Origin of the sequence: Micromonospora sp. NPDC007230, from assembly GCF_042869115.1 — a bacterium.
Classification (GTDB): domain Bacteria; phylum Actinomycetota; class Actinomycetes; order Mycobacteriales; family Micromonosporaceae; genus Micromonospora.
This window is the reverse complement of record NZ_JBIAFE010000033.1, coordinates 21,603-37,363: the sequence shown is the minus strand read 5'-3', so window position 1 is coordinate 37,363 and position 15,761 is coordinate 21,603. Positions and strand designations below refer to the sequence as shown.

General features: G+C 69.5%; 8 protein-coding genes. 6 read left to right on the top strand and 2 right to left on the bottom strand.

Annotated features, from left to right (window positions below; all coding sequences use genetic code 11):
- The first annotated feature begins 112 nt into the window (after nucleotides 1-112).
- From ACFYML_RS32375 to ACFYML_RS32365, 3 genes are read left to right on the top strand one after another with little or no spacing between them, the layout of a single operon-like run.
- Nucleotides 113-6,541, top strand: a complete 6,429-nt coding sequence (locus ACFYML_RS32375; RefSeq protein WP_387424242.1) for a DEAD/DEAH box helicase — start codon at nucleotides 113-115, stop codon at nucleotides 6,539-6,541.
- Nucleotides 6,541-8,709, top strand: a complete 2,169-nt coding sequence (locus ACFYML_RS32370) for a UvrD-helicase domain-containing protein (RefSeq protein ID WP_387424241.1) — start codon at nucleotides 6,541-6,543, stop codon at nucleotides 8,707-8,709. The genes ACFYML_RS32375 and ACFYML_RS32370 overlap by 1 nt, the downstream gene beginning before the upstream one ends.
- A 46-nt stretch (nucleotides 8,710-8,755) precedes the next feature.
- On the top strand, nucleotides 8,756-10,015 hold the full coding sequence (locus ACFYML_RS32365) for a protein kinase (protein ID WP_387424240.1): 1,260 nt from the start codon (nucleotides 8,756-8,758) through the stop codon (nucleotides 10,013-10,015).
- 182 nt (nucleotides 10,016-10,197) lie between these two features.
- On the opposite strand, the gene ACFYML_RS32360 is transcribed toward ACFYML_RS32365, so the two are convergent.
- Nucleotides 10,198-12,294: a class I SAM-dependent DNA methyltransferase gene (locus ACFYML_RS32360; RefSeq protein WP_387424239.1), complete on the bottom strand. Its 2,097-nt coding sequence runs from the start codon at nucleotides 12,292-12,294 to the stop codon at nucleotides 10,198-10,200.
- A 96-nt stretch (nucleotides 12,295-12,390) separates the two neighbouring features.
- Here ACFYML_RS32360 and ACFYML_RS32355 point away from each other — a divergent pair, with 96 nt between their 5' ends.
- Together ACFYML_RS32355 and ACFYML_RS32350 are read left to right on the top strand one after the other, a co-directional pair.
- On the top strand, nucleotides 12,391-12,564 hold the full coding sequence (locus ACFYML_RS32355) for a hypothetical protein (RefSeq protein WP_387424238.1): 174 nt from the start codon (nucleotides 12,391-12,393) through the stop codon (nucleotides 12,562-12,564).
- Between the two features lie 46 nt (nucleotides 12,565-12,610).
- Complete coding sequence (locus ACFYML_RS32350; protein ID WP_387424237.1) at nucleotides 12,611-13,315, top strand: hypothetical protein; 705 nt, start codon at nucleotides 12,611-12,613, stop codon at nucleotides 13,313-13,315.
- Here the strand turns inward: ACFYML_RS32350 and ACFYML_RS32345 are convergent.
- On the bottom strand, nucleotides 13,257-14,561 hold the full coding sequence (locus tag ACFYML_RS32345; RefSeq protein ID WP_387424236.1) for a serine/threonine-protein kinase: 1,305 nt from the start codon (nucleotides 14,559-14,561) through the stop codon (nucleotides 13,257-13,259). The genes ACFYML_RS32350 and ACFYML_RS32345 overlap by 59 nt on opposite strands.
- 254 nt (nucleotides 14,562-14,815) lie before the next feature.
- Here ACFYML_RS32345 and ACFYML_RS32340 point away from each other — a divergent pair, with 254 nt between their 5' ends.
- On the top strand, nucleotides 14,816-15,250 hold the full coding sequence (locus tag ACFYML_RS32340; protein ID WP_387424235.1) for a 3'-5' exonuclease: 435 nt from the start codon (nucleotides 14,816-14,818) through the stop codon (nucleotides 15,248-15,250).
- Nucleotides 15,251-15,761 lie beyond the last annotated feature (511 nt).

Sequence of the window (15,761 nt, the reverse complement as noted above, 5' to 3'; positions counted from 1 at the left end):
GTGGTGATCGACAGTGAGAAGTGTCGAGAATCTGACTCACTCTTTCTGTTCGCGTGGTCGGGCAGGTCGGGCCTCGGTAAGGAGTGAAGTAGCATGCGGCGGTGATGCGCTCATGAGGCCGACCATCGCCGCCGACGCCCTGCGCCGGACCCTCACGCAGTACCTGACGACCACCTTCGGGCTGACCGAGGAGGGCGTACGCCAGGGCCTGGAGGGCTTCCTCTCCCACCCAGAGCAGGGCATCTTCCGCGGTCCGTACCTGCGGATCCGCACCCCCTTCCGCCCTGCGGCGGGGGACTGGCGCGCGTGCCTGGACTGGGCGCCGGCCGACTTCACCCCCTACCTGCACCAGGCGAAGGCGTTCGCGCGGCTGTCGACCAGGGGCAAGGCGGCCGAGCCGACGCTGATCACCACCGGCACCGGTTCCGGCAAGACCGAGTCGTTCCTGATCCCCGTGCTCGACCACTGCCGCCGGCAGCGGCAGCAGGGGAAGGCCGGCGTCAAGGCGATCCTGCTCTACCCGATGAACGCTCTCGCAACCGACCAGACGCAGCGCATCAACGAGCTGCTCGCCGATCCGGCGCTCAGCGGGGTCACCGCCGGGCTCTACATCGGCGACGTTGCGGCGATCGAGTACGCGCACGTGATGACCAAGCGGTCGGAGATGCGGCGGACCCCGCCGGACATTCTGATCACCAACTACAAGATGCTGGATCTGCTGCTGCAGCGTGCCGACGACCTGCCGCTGTGGGAGGAAGCAGAGCTGGCGTACGTGGTGCTGGATGAGTTCCACACCTACGACGGTGCGCAGGGCACCGACGTGGCGATGCTGCTGCGGCGGCTCGCCGCCGCGCTCGGCCTTGACGAGCCGGACCGACCGTTGGGGCCGATCTGTCCGGTGGCCACCTCCGCCACCCTCGGCGAGGGCGGTGGCCGGGACGGCCGGACGGCGATCCGTGAGGTCGCCGAGCAGGTCTTCGGCGTCGCCTTTGACGCCGACTCGTTGGTCGGGGAGGACCGCTACGAGCCGGGCGAGTTCATGGCCCGTCAGGACTTCAGCCTGCCGCTGCCCAGCCCCGAGCAGCTCGCCGCCGTCGATGACCGCCACCCCGACCGGATGATGGCCGAGGTCGCCGAACTGGTGCTCGGCGAACCCTGCCTCGACGACCCGACTCGGCTCGGTGAGCTGCTGCGCCAGCACCCGCTGACCAAGGCGGTGCTCGACTCGCTGCAGGCACGGCCGGGCACCCTCGACGAGATCATTGACGTGCTGCCCCGGAAGAACGCCACCGGCTGGGGCAGCGCCATGAAGACCCGCCCCAGGGTCACCGCGAAGGCCCTCTCCCGCTTCGTCGGCCTGCTCTCGATGGCGCAGAATCCGCAGGCGCCGGGTCGCCCGCTGCTCAACATCGAAACCCACCTGTGGGTGCGCGCGGTCTCCCGGCTGCTGCGCGGCACCTCCCACCAGCCCGCCTTCGGCTGGTACGGCGAACCACCCCGCGAGCTCGACCCGTACGCGCCCGACGCGGACGTGGTGGTCGCCGACAACCGATACCCTCGGCTACCGGCCATCTACTGCCGGCACTGCGGCCGTGCCGGCTGGATGGCGCTGTCCCCGGAGAAGGACCCGCAGGAGCTGGAGACTGACTCGGACAAGATCTACCGGGCCAGTGTTGGCCGGGACAAGCGCCGGGTTCGCGCGCTGATCGCGGCAACCGAGGATGAGATCCGGCAGCGCCCCGGCGGCCTGCTGATTCTGGAGTACGGCCGCCGGGTGCGCCCCTTCGATCCGCAACGGGACAGCGAGCCCAGCGACGACGCGATCGTCGTGCTCGGCGATCTGTCGGCCATCGACGCGGCGGAAAAGGATCGTTGCCCGTCGTGCGAGATGGACCACGGCATCCGCTTCCTCGGTGCCGGCCTGGCCACCCTCGCCTCGGTAGCGATCACCCAGCTCTTCACCGGAGGGGAGCTGGACGAGCGCGAGAAGAAGACGCTCCTCTTCAACGACTCGGTCCAGGACGCCGCGCATCGCGCCGGTTTCGTCGCCAACCGCTCCTACACCTTCTCCCTGCGCTCGCTGCTGGCCGACCAGCTCTCGCCGGGTGAGTCCGTAGGGCTCGACGATCTTGTGGCGAAGATGGTGGAGGCGGCGGCGCAGCCGGAGATCCTCTCCACCGTCGTCCCGCCCGACCTGCACGACCAGCCGGGGGTCGACGACCTCCTCGCGGGTGAGCACACCGGCAGCCGGGAGACCTGGTCGCTGATCAGCGAGCGACTCGTCTTCGCCGCCGTGATGGAGACAGGGCTGCGCTCCCGCCAGGGCCGCACCCTGGAGCTGACGCGCAGCGTCGCCGTCGAGGTCGCCCTCGACGATGCCGCGAAGGCCGCCGCGATCTGCCGGGATGTCCACCTCACCGGCCCGGCGCAGCTCAGTGCCGCGCCCCCGGACGACGCCCGCTACCTCGCGTTCCTTCGCGGCCTGCTGGAGCGGCTGCGGACCCGCGGCGCGGTCTACCACGAGTGGCTGGCGCCGTACCTGAAGCGGGGTGGCACCCGGTGGCAGGTCTGGGGCGGCCGCCCGGCCGGTATGCCCGCGTTCCCGAAGGGTGTGTCGGCGCCGGCGTTCCTGCTCGCGACGTCGAAGTCCCGCTCCGAGTTCGACGCGATCGCGGCCCGTGGCAACTGGTACCAGGACTGGACCTCGCGGTGCCTTGGCATGGACCTCGGCGACACCGGCACCTATCTTGCCCGGCTGCTGCCGGCCCTGGCCGCCGCCGGCATCGTCGCCGCCGGCGAGGCCGAGGACGGCAACGCGGTGTACGGGCTGATGCCCGGCCACCTGCGAGTCACGCGGCTCGCCGACGCCGACGCTGTGCGCGCGGGAGTCGGCTGCGACACCTGCCACTGGCAGCAGACCGAACACCCCGACCGGGTCGGCGACTGGATCGGCCAGCCGTGCCGCCAGTACCGCTGCCGCGGCCGGCTCCGGGCCGCCCACGACGACACCGCGCCGGACGACTACTACCGGCGGCTCTACCTGGAAAGCTCCGTCTTCCGGGTCGTCACCGGCGAGCACACCGGCATGCTCACCCGCGCCCAGCGGGAGACCGTGGAGAAGCAGTTCCGCGAGGGCCAGCGGTACACCGACCCGAATGTCCTGTCCTGCACACCCACCCTGGAAATGGGCATCGACATCGGGGCGCTCTCCGCGGTCGTGCTGGCGTCCCTCCCGCACGGACCGGCCAACTACGTGCAGCGGGCCGGCCGGGCCGGCCGTAAGAGCGGCAACGCCCTCGTGCTCACCCTGGTCGGGCGCAGCGAGCGGGACCGCTACTACCTGACCGAGCCGCGGGACATGATCGCCGGGCAGATCGTGCCACCCGGCTGCTTCCTGTCCGCCGTGGAGATCCTGCGCCGGCAGTACCTGGCGCACCTGATCGACCTGGCCGCGCGCGGCCGGCTGCCCGGAGTGCTGCCGATGCCCCGGCGGGCGCACGTCCTCTTCGGGCCGAGCGGCTGGCTCACCAACCTCGCCGAAGCCGGCCGCCGCGACGGCGCCCGGCTGGTGGAGGACTTCCTGGCACTGTTCGGCGACAAGGTCCTGCGCGCCGCCGCCGACCAGCTCCGGGAGTTCGCGGTCGACGGCATCGTGCACCGGGCGAAGGAGGCCGACGAGACCTGGGAGGAACGGCTGGCCGATCTGCGGCGCCGCCTCCAGGAGATCGCCACCGCCCGCGGCACCCTGGTGCCCAGCGACCCGGACCACGCCCGCGAGATCAGGATGCTCAAGGCGGAGGAAGCCGCGGTCCGCCGCCGCCTACGCGAGGTCAGCGCCGCCGCCGCCCACGGCACCATGGTCGAGTTCGGGCTGCTGCCGAACTACGCGCTCATCGACAGCCGCACCGACCTCGAAGCCACCCTGACCTGGGAGGAGCAGACCGACGGCGACCGCCGGTTCCACAGCGAACTGCGCGAGTACGCCCGCCCCGCCCGCCAGGCCCTCGTCGAGATCGCCCCCGGCAACAGCTACTACATCCGCGGCTACAAGCACGAGATCTCCGGCCTCGACGTCGGCCCGGCCGACCGGCCCGCGTACGAGCAGTGGCGGGTCTGCGCCCAGTGCGGGTACGTGCGCACCCACCTGGCCAAGGAGGACACCAGCGCCTGCCCGCGCTGCCAGGATCGGGGCATCGCCGACCACGGACGGCTGTTCCAGGTGCTCCAGCCGACCCGTGTCTACAGCCGGGACAAGCGCGACGACGCCCGGATCCGGGATGACAGCGACGACCGGGACCGCCGCTTCTACGCCATCACCGTCGCGGTCGACATCGACCCGGCCAAGGTCGGCTCGTCGTGGCGGCACGCGCACGACACCTTCGGCGTCGACTACAGCCGGCACGCCATGATCCGCCACTTCAACCTCGGCGCCCAGCGGTACGACCGGGCCGCCGAGCTCTTCGCCGGTGACGAGGTGCGGATCAACCGGTTCCACACCTGCACCTCCTGCGGTGGCACCACCGTGGACGGTCTGCCGGCGGCGAGCCAGCAGCTCGCCGCGCAGGCCTCCGGTGCGACCGTCGTGCAGGGCGCGGAGCATCACCGGCCCTGGTGTCCGTACCGGCGCTCCCCGGCGGTGCCGGAGGCGCACGTGGACCTGATCCTGGCCCACGAGCTGGAGACCGAGGCGCTGCGCATCCTCATTCCAGCGGCGACTGCGATGGTGCAGGAGCGACTGCTGTCCTTCGCCGCCGCGATCAAGCTCGGCATATCGGCCCAGTACGGCGGCGAGCCGGCCCATCTGCAGGCCGTGTCCGCCACCATGCCGGATGGGCAGAGCGACGGCACCCGCAACTTCGTGGTCGTCTACGACACCCAGCCGCAGGGCACCGGCTACCTTCACCGCCTGGCGAAGCCGGAGGAGTTCCGCGCGGTGCTGGAGCTGGCCCGGCAGCGCATCGCCGACTGCGACTGCCGGCACGAGGCCAAGCCGGTGTGCCACCGGTGCCTCCTGCGCTACGCCCGCAACGAGCACTTCGCGCTGATGAGCCGCGACGAGGCGCTGGGCATGCTCGACAAGCTTCTCGACACCTGGGACGTCCAGGAGGGCACCCGCACCGATGAAATTTCGCTGATCCATCAGGTGGAGAGCGAACTGGAGCTGCAGTTCCTGACCAAGCTGCTCACCCTCGGCGAGACGCCGGGCTCCGGGCTGCGCATCGACCGGCGCCGGGACCACGACGGCGCCCGCATCGCCGACCTGCGGTTCATTCGGGACGGCGGGCAGAGCGTCACCCACTGGCAGATGAAGCTGCAGAACACGGTCAAGGGCACCCGACCCGACGTGCACTTCAAGCGACTCGACGCCCCCTCTCCTGAGGTCGCGGTCTATCTCGACGGGTTCAAGTACCACGCCACACCCCAGTACAACCGGCTGGCCGACGACGCCGAGAAGCGCGCCCGGCTGCGCGCCCACGGCTACCTGGTCTTCGCCGCCACCTGGGATGACGTCAAGACCTGGGGGAGCGCCGAGGGACACGGGCGCTGGATGCCGTACGGCGGGGTCTGCAAGCAGGCCGCCCGGGACAACTATCGGAAGTTCCTCCCGGGCGCAGACCCGGACGAACTCGAAGAGACCATCTGGACCAACCCGGTCGAGCAGCTGATGCGCTTCCTTGCCGACCCTGATCTGCTGCGATGGCAGCGCCGAGCGGAAGCGACCCTGGCCGGGATGCTCAAGCAGGCCCGCGACAACAGCCCCACCGACTCCGCCGGCGTCGGCGAGCGACTGCTCGCCTCGCTGCGCGGCGAATCGCTGCCCGCGCCCTCCCCGCACCGCCACATCATCGTCGGCCGCGCTCGGGACCACGCGGATTGCTCGGTGACGGTGGTTGTCGACGGCCGCAGCAAGCCGCTGCCGACCTGGTCGGCGCTCACCGTCGTCGACGACCTGCCGGCCGCAGTGGCCGACGAGGGACACAAGGAACGCTGGGCAGCCTGGCTCGCCTGGGGCAACGTCATCCAGTTCCTCAGCAACGGCGGTGGTGACGCCGGCCAGCTCGCGGTCTCCGCGCTGGACGCCTTCGACCCCGCGTCGATGGCGGTCACCGAAGGCACCGGACTGGTGCTGACCCAGCGCGCACTGCCACTGGACGAGGCAACCGCCACCTGGCTCGGCGTCGCGCCCCAGTCGGTGGCGGCCGAGCCGGAGCCGGTCGACGACGAGTCGCCCTGGCAGGAGGTCCTGCGGTACATGGACCGCGACGAGAACACGCTGGAGCTCCTCGTACAGCAGCTCGCGCGGCAGAACCTGCCCGCGCCGGTGGTGGGCTACGAGCTCGGCGATCAGGCGTGGCCGGCCGAGCTCGCCTGGCCCGATCGGCGGATCGCCATCGTGCTCACGGGACCGGCCGACGACCCGGAGACGGAAGACCGGGATCGCGCGTACGCCGAGGCGGGCTGGCATGCGCGGACCGCGCGGGAGTGGTCGGTTGAGGAGTTGGCAGCACAGCTGACGGGGACGAGTGGGGGACAGAGCTGATGAGCACCGGAGCCACCCTGCGGATGCTGGACCGAGCCGACAAGGAGGTCATGAAGCTCGCCCGCGCCGACATCGGCGCGGTCTACGAGTTCATGCACAAGTTCCGGCACAACCCTGAGAACCCGGGGCTCAACTTGAAGTCGCTCAACGGCGACTCCCGGCTGATGTCTGCCCGGGTCAACCGGGACTACCGGGCGCTGCTGCTGCACATCGCCGACCGGGACTATCTGCTCGTCGACGTCAAGCATCGGGGCGAGGTGTACGACGACCTGTCCCGGTACGCGTACCGGATCAACCGGATCACCGGTGGCATCGAGGTCGTCGACCTGGCGCCGGTCGGCGACAGCATCGTCGGCCGGGTCGTGCCGCCGGACACCGAGCCGGAGCCCGCTCAGAAGCCCCTCTTCGACGTGTACACCGACGCCCAGCTCCTGGACCTGGGGGTCTCCGAGCCGCTGCTGCCGCAGATCCGGGAACTCACCACCGAGGCCGAGCTGCTGGAACTGCTCGACCGGGCACCGCAACTCACCACCGACGTCCTGTTCGCGCTCTTCGACGGCACCCCCTATGGCGAGGTGCTCAAGCAGGTCACCGACCCGGTACGCGCCGACGATCCGGTCGACCCGGAGGACTTCGAAGCGGCGGTGGAACGCCCCGCCACGCAGGTCACCTCGGACGACGAGGCGCTGCAGGCGATCATCGGTGAAGCCTTCGAGCGGTGGCAGATATTCCTGCACCCCACTCAGCGCAAGCTGGTCGAGAAGAAGTACAACGGCCCTGCCCGGGTCGGGGGCGGTCCCGGCACCGGCAAGACGATCGTCGCACTGCACCGGGTCGCGCACCTCGCCCGGCAGCTGCCGCCCGGCACGGACAAGCCCATCCTGCTCACCACCTTCAACCGCAACCTCGCCGCCGACCTGCGGACCCGGCTGCTGGCACTCGGCGGCCAGGAACTGGTGGCGCGCGTCGACATCGTCAACATCGACCGGCTGGCCAGCCGCGTCGTGACCGAGGCGAAGGCGGGTGGGAGCCGGCGGGTCGTCGACGACAACCGGGTCCCCGAGCTGTGGAGCGAGTTCCTCCTCGAGACCGGCGAGTCCGGCTGGGACGCGGAGTTCCTCGCCGCCGAGTGGACCCAGGTGATCCTCGGCCAGGTGCTCAACTCTCGGACTGAGTACTTCAAGGCGCGTCGCCCCAACCGAGGCCGCAGCCTGACCCGCGCCGAGCGGGACCAGATCTGGCAGCTGACCGAGCGGTTCACCACGTGGCTCGAAGGCCGCGGTGTCTGGACCTGGCGCCAGGTGGCCCAGCGGGCAGCACGACTGGAGATGGACCGCGCAGCCGAGTCCAGCGAATCATCCGGCGGCTTCCACCGCCCCCGCTACCGCCACATCGTGGTCGACGAGGCCCAGGACCTCAGCGCCGCCCACTGGAAGATGCTGCGCGCCATGGTTGCTCCAGGCCCGGACGACATGTTCCTCACCGGCGACACCCACCAGCGCATCTACGACAACCACGTGACGCTGAGCAGCCTCGGCATCAACATCCGCGGTCGCTCGTCCCGCCTCACCCTCAGCTACCGCACCACCCGTCAGATCCTGGCCGACGCTCTGCAGATCATGACCGGAGAGGTGTACGACGACCTGGACGGTGGCGAGGAGGACCTGGCGGGTTACCGCTCGCTGCTGCGGGGTGCCCGGCCGGCGTTCCGAGGCGCGGCGACCTGGGCGCAGGAACGGGATCTGATCGCCGAGCAGCTGCGGGCCTGGGGTAACCCGACCGACGGCTCGGTGGCCATCTGCCTGCCGACGAGGGAACTGGCGGCAGACGTGCTCAGCCGGTTGGAAGCCGACGAACTGCCGGCCGTGGAGATAGGGCCGGACGGCCCGAAGCAGCCGGACGGCATCCACGTCGGCACCATGCACCGGTTCAAGGGCCTCGAGTACCAGCGCATGATCATCGCCGCCGTCAGTGACGGGCTGGTGCCACGGCAGATGATCAGCCGGTACCGGGACACCGACCCCAAGCGCTACCAGCGCGAGCGCCAGCGGGACCGGTCCCTGCTCTTCGTGGCGGCCACCCGGCCCCGCGACGAGCTGGCGGTGTTCTGGCACGGCACGCCCAGCCCGTTCCTGACCGCTCGCCTCGTGCAGCGGCAGCTGACGTAACTGCCGGCCGCGGCAGGGGCCGGCACGCGAAAAGGGGGAGGCAGAGGTGCAGGCGCGGGACCGCATCGCCGATCGGTATGAGCTCACATACCCGATCGGGCGTGGCGGGATGGGCCAGGTCTGGGCGGGCTACGACGAGCGGCTCGACCGGCCGGTGGCCGTCAAGTTCCTCCGGCAGATGGATGTGCCGGAGGACGAGCGGGACGTCGCGGTCAAGCGCTTCCGGCGGGAGGCGCGTGTCACGGCGCGTCTCGACCACACCGGTGTGCCGGTCATCCACGACCTCGGAGAGCACGGCGAAGACCTGTACATCGTCATGCAACTCGTGCGGGGCATCGAGCTCGCCGACCTTATCGCCGAGCGGGAGCAGCTCAGCGTCGGCGAGTCCACCTCGATAGCCAGCCAGGTCTGCTCCGTGCTCGCCGCTGCCCACGCTGCTTCGCTGGTGCACCGCGATCTCAAGCCCCAGAACCTCATGATCACTCCCACGGGAGGAGTCAAGGTCCTGGACTTCGGTGTCGCAGCCCTGCTCGGTCCCGCCGAGGCATCCCGTCTGACCGCTACCGGCCACACGCTGGGCACCCCGGCATACATCGCGCCGGAACAGGCCGCCGGAAACCCGACGGGACCTGCGGCCGACCTGTACGCGCTCGGCTGCATCCTCTTCGAGATGCTCACCGGACGCCCACCCTATGAGGCCAAGAACGCCCCGGACATGCTCCGCCGGCACATCCAGGCACCGATCCCCGTCATCACCGAATACCGGCCTGACGTTCCCGACGACCTGGCACACCTGCTCTACTGCCTGCTCGCCAAGAAGCCGACCGACCGCCCTGGATCAGCAGCGAACGTCGAACAGTTGCTCGCGCCGTTCCATCCGGAGACGGATCAGGCCTCAACGGGAAGAGGACGTCGGACATCGCCGGAAAGGACTGACGGGTCAAACGAGCGAATAGACCCGGCAGAGGACGACGCCCGCGCCGAGCGAGCCCGCCCCGTTGGTGAGCCCCAACAGCTGGAAGAACTGCGCGAGTGGGGGCGAGAGTTGGCCGAGGCGGAACGCTTCGCGCAAGCTGCGGAGGTCCTGCAGCAGGCGTTGCTGTCGACGCGAGCAGGCCACCTTGAGCCGCAGGTCATCGCTGTCCGGATGGACCTTGCCAACGTCCGCATGCTCGCCGGGGACTATCGGAATGCCCGGCGCGACTTCGACGCACTCGCGCAAGACCTCGGGGGACCGGGCGGCGACCGCGATGTTGCGCAACGATGCCGGCAGCAAGCCCTCGCGTGCGACGCTGAACTGGCTTGATCGCCGCTGCCGGCACCTGCCGATCTGGCCGGTTGACGCGGCCGCCGTCACGAGTGGCGGTCCGGCTTGTCCTCAAGGGGCCTGCCTGCCGATGACTGCTGATGGGACGGCTCGTCTCGTTGCGGCCGGCGGCGTTGTGCTGTTGGGGGGTCAAGAACAACGCTGCGTCAGCCATTTCCTGATCAGGGCGAGATGCCGAGAACGCCGACCGTGAGACCGTCGGCGATTTCGCGGGCCAAGGCGGCCCCGGTCGCGGCGGCTTGGTCGAGCTTGGTGCGAAATGTGGCGAGTTGGCGGAAGGCTTGCCCGTATGTTCGCTGCTGGTCGAGCGGCAGCACGGGAATGGTGAGCCGTCTGACGTCGATGCGAAGAGTGCCGCTTCCGGTGCTGGAGGCGCGGCCAGCGACGCGCAGGTTCTCTGTGCGGGAGATGACGCCAGCGACGAACCACGGGTCGAAGCGGCTCGCGTCGACGCGCATCAGCTGCACGCCCGGGCCCAGTTCTGCTCCGATCTGCTCCGGGGTTGCTACATGGGCGATGATCTCACGGGCGACGGTCGGGATGAGGATGTCACCGGCCTGCACACGCGGTCCCGGGTGGTCGTCTTCAGCCTGATCGGTAGAACCGGTTGCCGATGGTCCGGGCTGGATGTTGGAGGCAGTCAGCACTGCGTTGTCGGAGGCGGCGCTGATTGATCGGGTGCGTGAGGTTGCGCGTTGCACGGAAATGCTGCCGGATCGAATCAGGTCGGCAATGTCGGCTTGTGGTGCTGCGTGTAGTGCTGCGGTCTGTGCCTGCTGTACGGGTGGGAGGCCGCGCCGTACCTCATTGAGGAGTTGGTCGAAGTCGCTGATCTTGGCGAGGATCTGCGCCGGTGTGGCGGTGAGCTCGTTGGCCTGCGGTAGGTAGCGTTGCGGTGTCAGGTCGACCTGATCATCGAGCACATCGATGGCCGGTACGGTGCGGTGGACGCCGGGCTCCTCGGCGGTGTCATTCGACAGGTAGGCACGCCACGCTGTCTCCACGATGTCGGAGAGGCGGCGGGTCTTCGAGGCGGTTGTGGTGTCGACGACCAGTAGACCTCCTGCGGGTGGCTGCTGCGGGTTGGGCTGGGCGAGGACCCAGACGTGCAGGCCGATGCCGGTCGGTGGCATGAGGCCGGCGGGCAGGGCGATGACGGCGCGCAGCGCTCCGCGGCGTACCAGTTCGGCGCGGACGCGGCGGCCGGCCGGGCGCAGCGCGGCGGCTGGGGGCATGAGTACGACGGCGGTGCCGTCGGGGGAGAGGTGGGCCAGGGCGTGCTGCACCCAGGCGAGTTCGGGTTCGGTGCGCGGGGGCAGGCCGTAGGTCCAGCGTGGGTCGTAGGCGAGGCGGTCGTGGCCCCAGTCGTGGATGCCGAACGGGAAGTTGGCGACGACGACGTCGGCCCGCAGGTCGGGCAGGGCGTCGGCGAGCAGGCTGTCGCCGACGTGTACGACGGGCGGCTCTGCGGCGTACCCGGCGCGTCGGGCACGCAGGTGCACGAACCATAGGCGCAGCAGGGTGATCAGCGCGTACTGCGGCTTGATCTCCTGCGCGTAGCAGCGCGTCATTGTGGCGTTTCGAAGTGCCAGGTCGGCGGCCATGCGCAGGATCGATCCGGTGCCACTGGTGAAGTCGAACGTGCGGGCCCCAGAGCCGGCGAGCGTCAGCATCACTTCGGCAACGCTGTCCGGTGTGCCGGCGAGGCCGGACAGTGAATTGGCCGACGTCACATACTGGTTGTGCAGGTACTCGAAGGCGAGCTCCGGGTCCTGCTCGGAGGCAAGTTGGTCGACCGTGTGCAGCAGGGTGCTGAGCTGCTGCGTCCATTGTTTCGGCAGCAGGTCGTCGACGAGTTCGGCCAGGTCGGGGTCGAGGGCGGCCAGGCTGGTGACGAGCTGTTTCGGGGCGGGCAGGGCTTCGCCGGCGGGCTCGTTCTGCTGGGAGCGGACGAGTAGGTAGGCACCGGAGATGCTGAGGGCATCGGTTATTTGTGCTGCGGGCTGGTAGCTCTCGATGTGTCGCCAGGCCCACTGCTCGATGCTGGCTCGGTGCAGTCGACCGTGCTGGCGGAGCCACTGCTCTACTTCGCGTGCGTCGAAGGATGGGCTGGTCGGGGTGCCGCCGACTGGTGACGGGAAGTCGGCGTAACGGCGGCGCCAGTTGCTGACCGCGGCCCGGCCGACGTTGGCCAGGCGCGCAATGCCGCTGGCGGTCAGGGTCGCGTCTCCGATGACCATGTTCGGCTCTGTTGTCACACGTGAACGCTACCATGTCGCCGGCTCTTGTTTACAGGGTTCACAAGGGCTACATTGCTCCTGGTTCCGATACACAAGCCACCTTTGGGGGTCTCCATGCCTCGTCGTGGACGTAGCACCACCGTCGGCAAATTCGCCAAGTTCTATCAGGACCGTCGGGTCTCCGAGATTCGCGTGCTCGGCGAGCTGCTGCGCCGCGAGCAGCAGGCTGCGTCCGGCGACGGCGCAGAGGTGACCGACGTGCGGGAAGGCGCCGTCGCCGCCCACTGACCGGATCCATTTCATCCCAACGATCGAAGGAGGACCATGAACACCCTTGCTCGCGTCTGCGCTGCCCACCGCCTCGACCTCATCCTTCTCGCCGGTCGCCTACCTGCTCACCGGGGCGCGGCAGTACGGCTCGGAAAACAGTTCGGCCATCCCTCCCGAGGCGTATGCGCGTGTGCGCCTTGACCCCGTGGTCGGTGCGGCCATCGCCGACGCCTACATGGCCGCGCCGACCTCGGACGAGCGGGCCTACACCGCGTACGCCGCGTTCTGTCGGGAGACCGTGCGGCAGTACCACTTCCTGGTGGGCCGGGTCGAGTTCGGTGGCCTTGGCGTGACGGTGCGGATCGTCGACGAAGACCCGTACCTCGATGTGGAGTCCATGGTCGAGGATGTGCGGGGACGCCGGTTGAAGGTGTGGGCCAGCGCCGCGACCGGCAACCCGCACCCGTACCTTAGTGACGGCGAGAACGACATGTTCCGCGCCGTGCACGACGCGTTCGGTCACGCGGCCAGCGGCCGGGGCTTCGACCGACACGGCGAGGAGGCGGCCTGGTTGAAGCACAGTGCGATGTACTCGTCGCTGGCCCGGCGGGCGCTGGCGACCGAGACACGCGGTCAGAACTGCGCGCAGATCTTCCACTACGGCGGTGGCCGGTTCGCGGAGCAGAAGGCCGTGCTGTTGCCCCGGTCGTTCAGCGATCCGCGTCTGGTGCAGATCGGTGGGACGGGGATGAAGACGAGAGCTGCTTGATTAGCCGCTCAATCTCCTGCCGCAGCTCCATCACCGTGGCGTGTTCGGGTCCGTCCAGCCGGACACGGTCTTCTAGCAGCACGTTGAGATGACGCAACGCACGCTCGTGCTCGCCGAGTGGTACGTGGGCGCGGGCGGCGCGCAGCCGGAAGTCGAACACCAGTCGGTGGTCCTCGCCGTGCCGCTGCGCGAGTTCACTGGCGAGCCGCCGCCACTCTCGCGCGGCGGCTCGGAACTCGCCGGCGGTGTGCAGCTGCTCGGCCTGCTTCGCGGCCTGCTCGACATCCAGCTCGGCGTTCCCAGTTGCCGGCGCCACGCTGTGTGGGGTCGGCTGCGGCACCCGCCCGATGATCGCGGCGTATGCCCGCACGGGGCTCATGCCGTCGGCGACCACGCCGGGGAGGGGAGGAAGGTCCTGGGCAAGTGGCACCAGTACGTCGTACACCTCGGCAGCGTTCGCGGGCCGATCCTGCGGGCGGCTCGCCAAGAGCGCGTGGACGAGATCATCGAGCTCGGTAGGGACGTCGTCGCGCAACTCGGCGGGGCGCGGCGGGGGGTCGGCCAGCTGGTGCCGCACCGTGGTCATCGTGGTCACGCCGGCAAACGGTGCACGGCCGGTGAGCAGGTCGAACAGCGTGGCGCCCAGGCCGTACAGGTCGGTGAGTTGGTCGGTGGGCCCGCCGAGGATCTGCTCCGGTGCCATGTAGCCCACGGTGCCCAGACTCTGTCCGCTCAGGGTGATCCGCGAGTAGCGGTCATCGTCGCGCATCACGGCCAGGCCGAAGTCGAGCACCTTGACCGCGCCGCTTCTCTCCAGCATGACGTTGCTCGGCTTGATGTCTCTGTGCACCAGACCGATCTGCTGCGCGGCGAGCAGGACGCTGCTGACCTGTGCTCCGATAGCGGCTACCCAGGCGATCGGAAGCCTTCCCTGCTCGGCCACCAGATCCGAGAGCGTGATCCCGTCGATCTTCTGCAGGACCACATAGGGCAGGCCGCTATGCTCGCCCAGGTCGTAGACGGCGGGGACCCCGGGATGATCGAGCCGGGCGGTCAGGAGCGCCTCGCGTCGGAACCGACGTACCAGATCAGCGCTCAGGGCGCTGACGACCTTCACGATCACACCGCGGTCGAGCAAGGTGTCGTGAGCTGTCCAGACCTCGCCCATGCCCTTGTGCGCCAACGGGAGCCGGCTCACGTTGTACCGGTTCTTGAGGCTCGCGCCCGCCACCACGATGGCCAGCATAACCGCCAATGACCGGCCAGGCGCGGACGGCTCGGGTGAAAGGCGCCCTAGTGAACGTCCGCAACAAGATGACGCTTGCAAGCGGCGTTCACAACATGGTTCACTGTGGTCGGTTCGGGGTGCGGGTGCCAGGACGCCACCGGGCGGCCGTACGTGTCGCGCGGGCGCCGCCGCTCACCCCTGTCCAAGGCTCACGACAGTGCCAGCACATGGCGCCTCGGTCTACCCAAGGCGCCGGCGACGGGGGGAACGGTATGGCTGAGCTGGCCATCGACCGCGGATTTCTGCCCGCGTACGCCAGGCTGGGAACCTGGCTGGACCAACGCGTGGAACCACACGCCATCGGCGTGGCCGCCCGCACCGGACAGCTCGTCAGCACCATCAGCAGGATCCTACGCGGCGCCAACATCCCCGTCGCCGACGACAAGCACGGCATCGACGGGGTGCGGGTCGCCACCATGCACCGCATGAAGGGCTTGGAGTTCCAATGCCTCGCGGTCGTCGGACTCGGCGCGGGAGCACTTCCTGCGCCACAGGCGGTGACATCAGCAGCGGAGGATCCGCACGCCCACAAGCAGGACCTGCAGCGTGAGCGCTGCCTGCTGTTCGTCGCCCTCACCCGGGCCCGCGACGTGCTCTATCTGTCGCACAGCGGCACACCCAGCTCCCTGCTGCCGGTGTCGCCATGAGCGCCCGCATCGATGTCCGCAGGAGCCGCAGTAGACCAAGCTCAACGTCACCGCCGAGATCGAGGCGGCGTACGGTGGCCGGCGCTCTCGGAGGGCGACACCTGGCAGGTCGTCTACCAGCTCACCGGCGACGAGAGCGGCCCGATCATCGGCTCGTTCGAGCTGGTCGGCGACCGGGACGACTGCGGGTACGGCATGGACTACGAGCCGGCTACGTGGTTGCCGCTCGACGACCAAGAGCCAGGGAGCCCACGGCCGGACCGCCATCCAGGTCCGTGGACAGGCAGTGCTTTAAGACCAGCCGGATGGCCGAGTGTGGGGTAGCGCTGCCGCCTCTACGTTCGAGCAGATCTCCATGAACGATGACATCACTCTGCTCCCGCATTGCACGCACCACGATCGCTGCGCGGAGCCGCGGCTGAGAGCGCGCCGTGGCCTGCCGATCGTCGGCCGGTCGGCCTGCCCAGGCGGGACATGGAGCATTTGACTTCTCGACGGGCGCCTGCCCAGC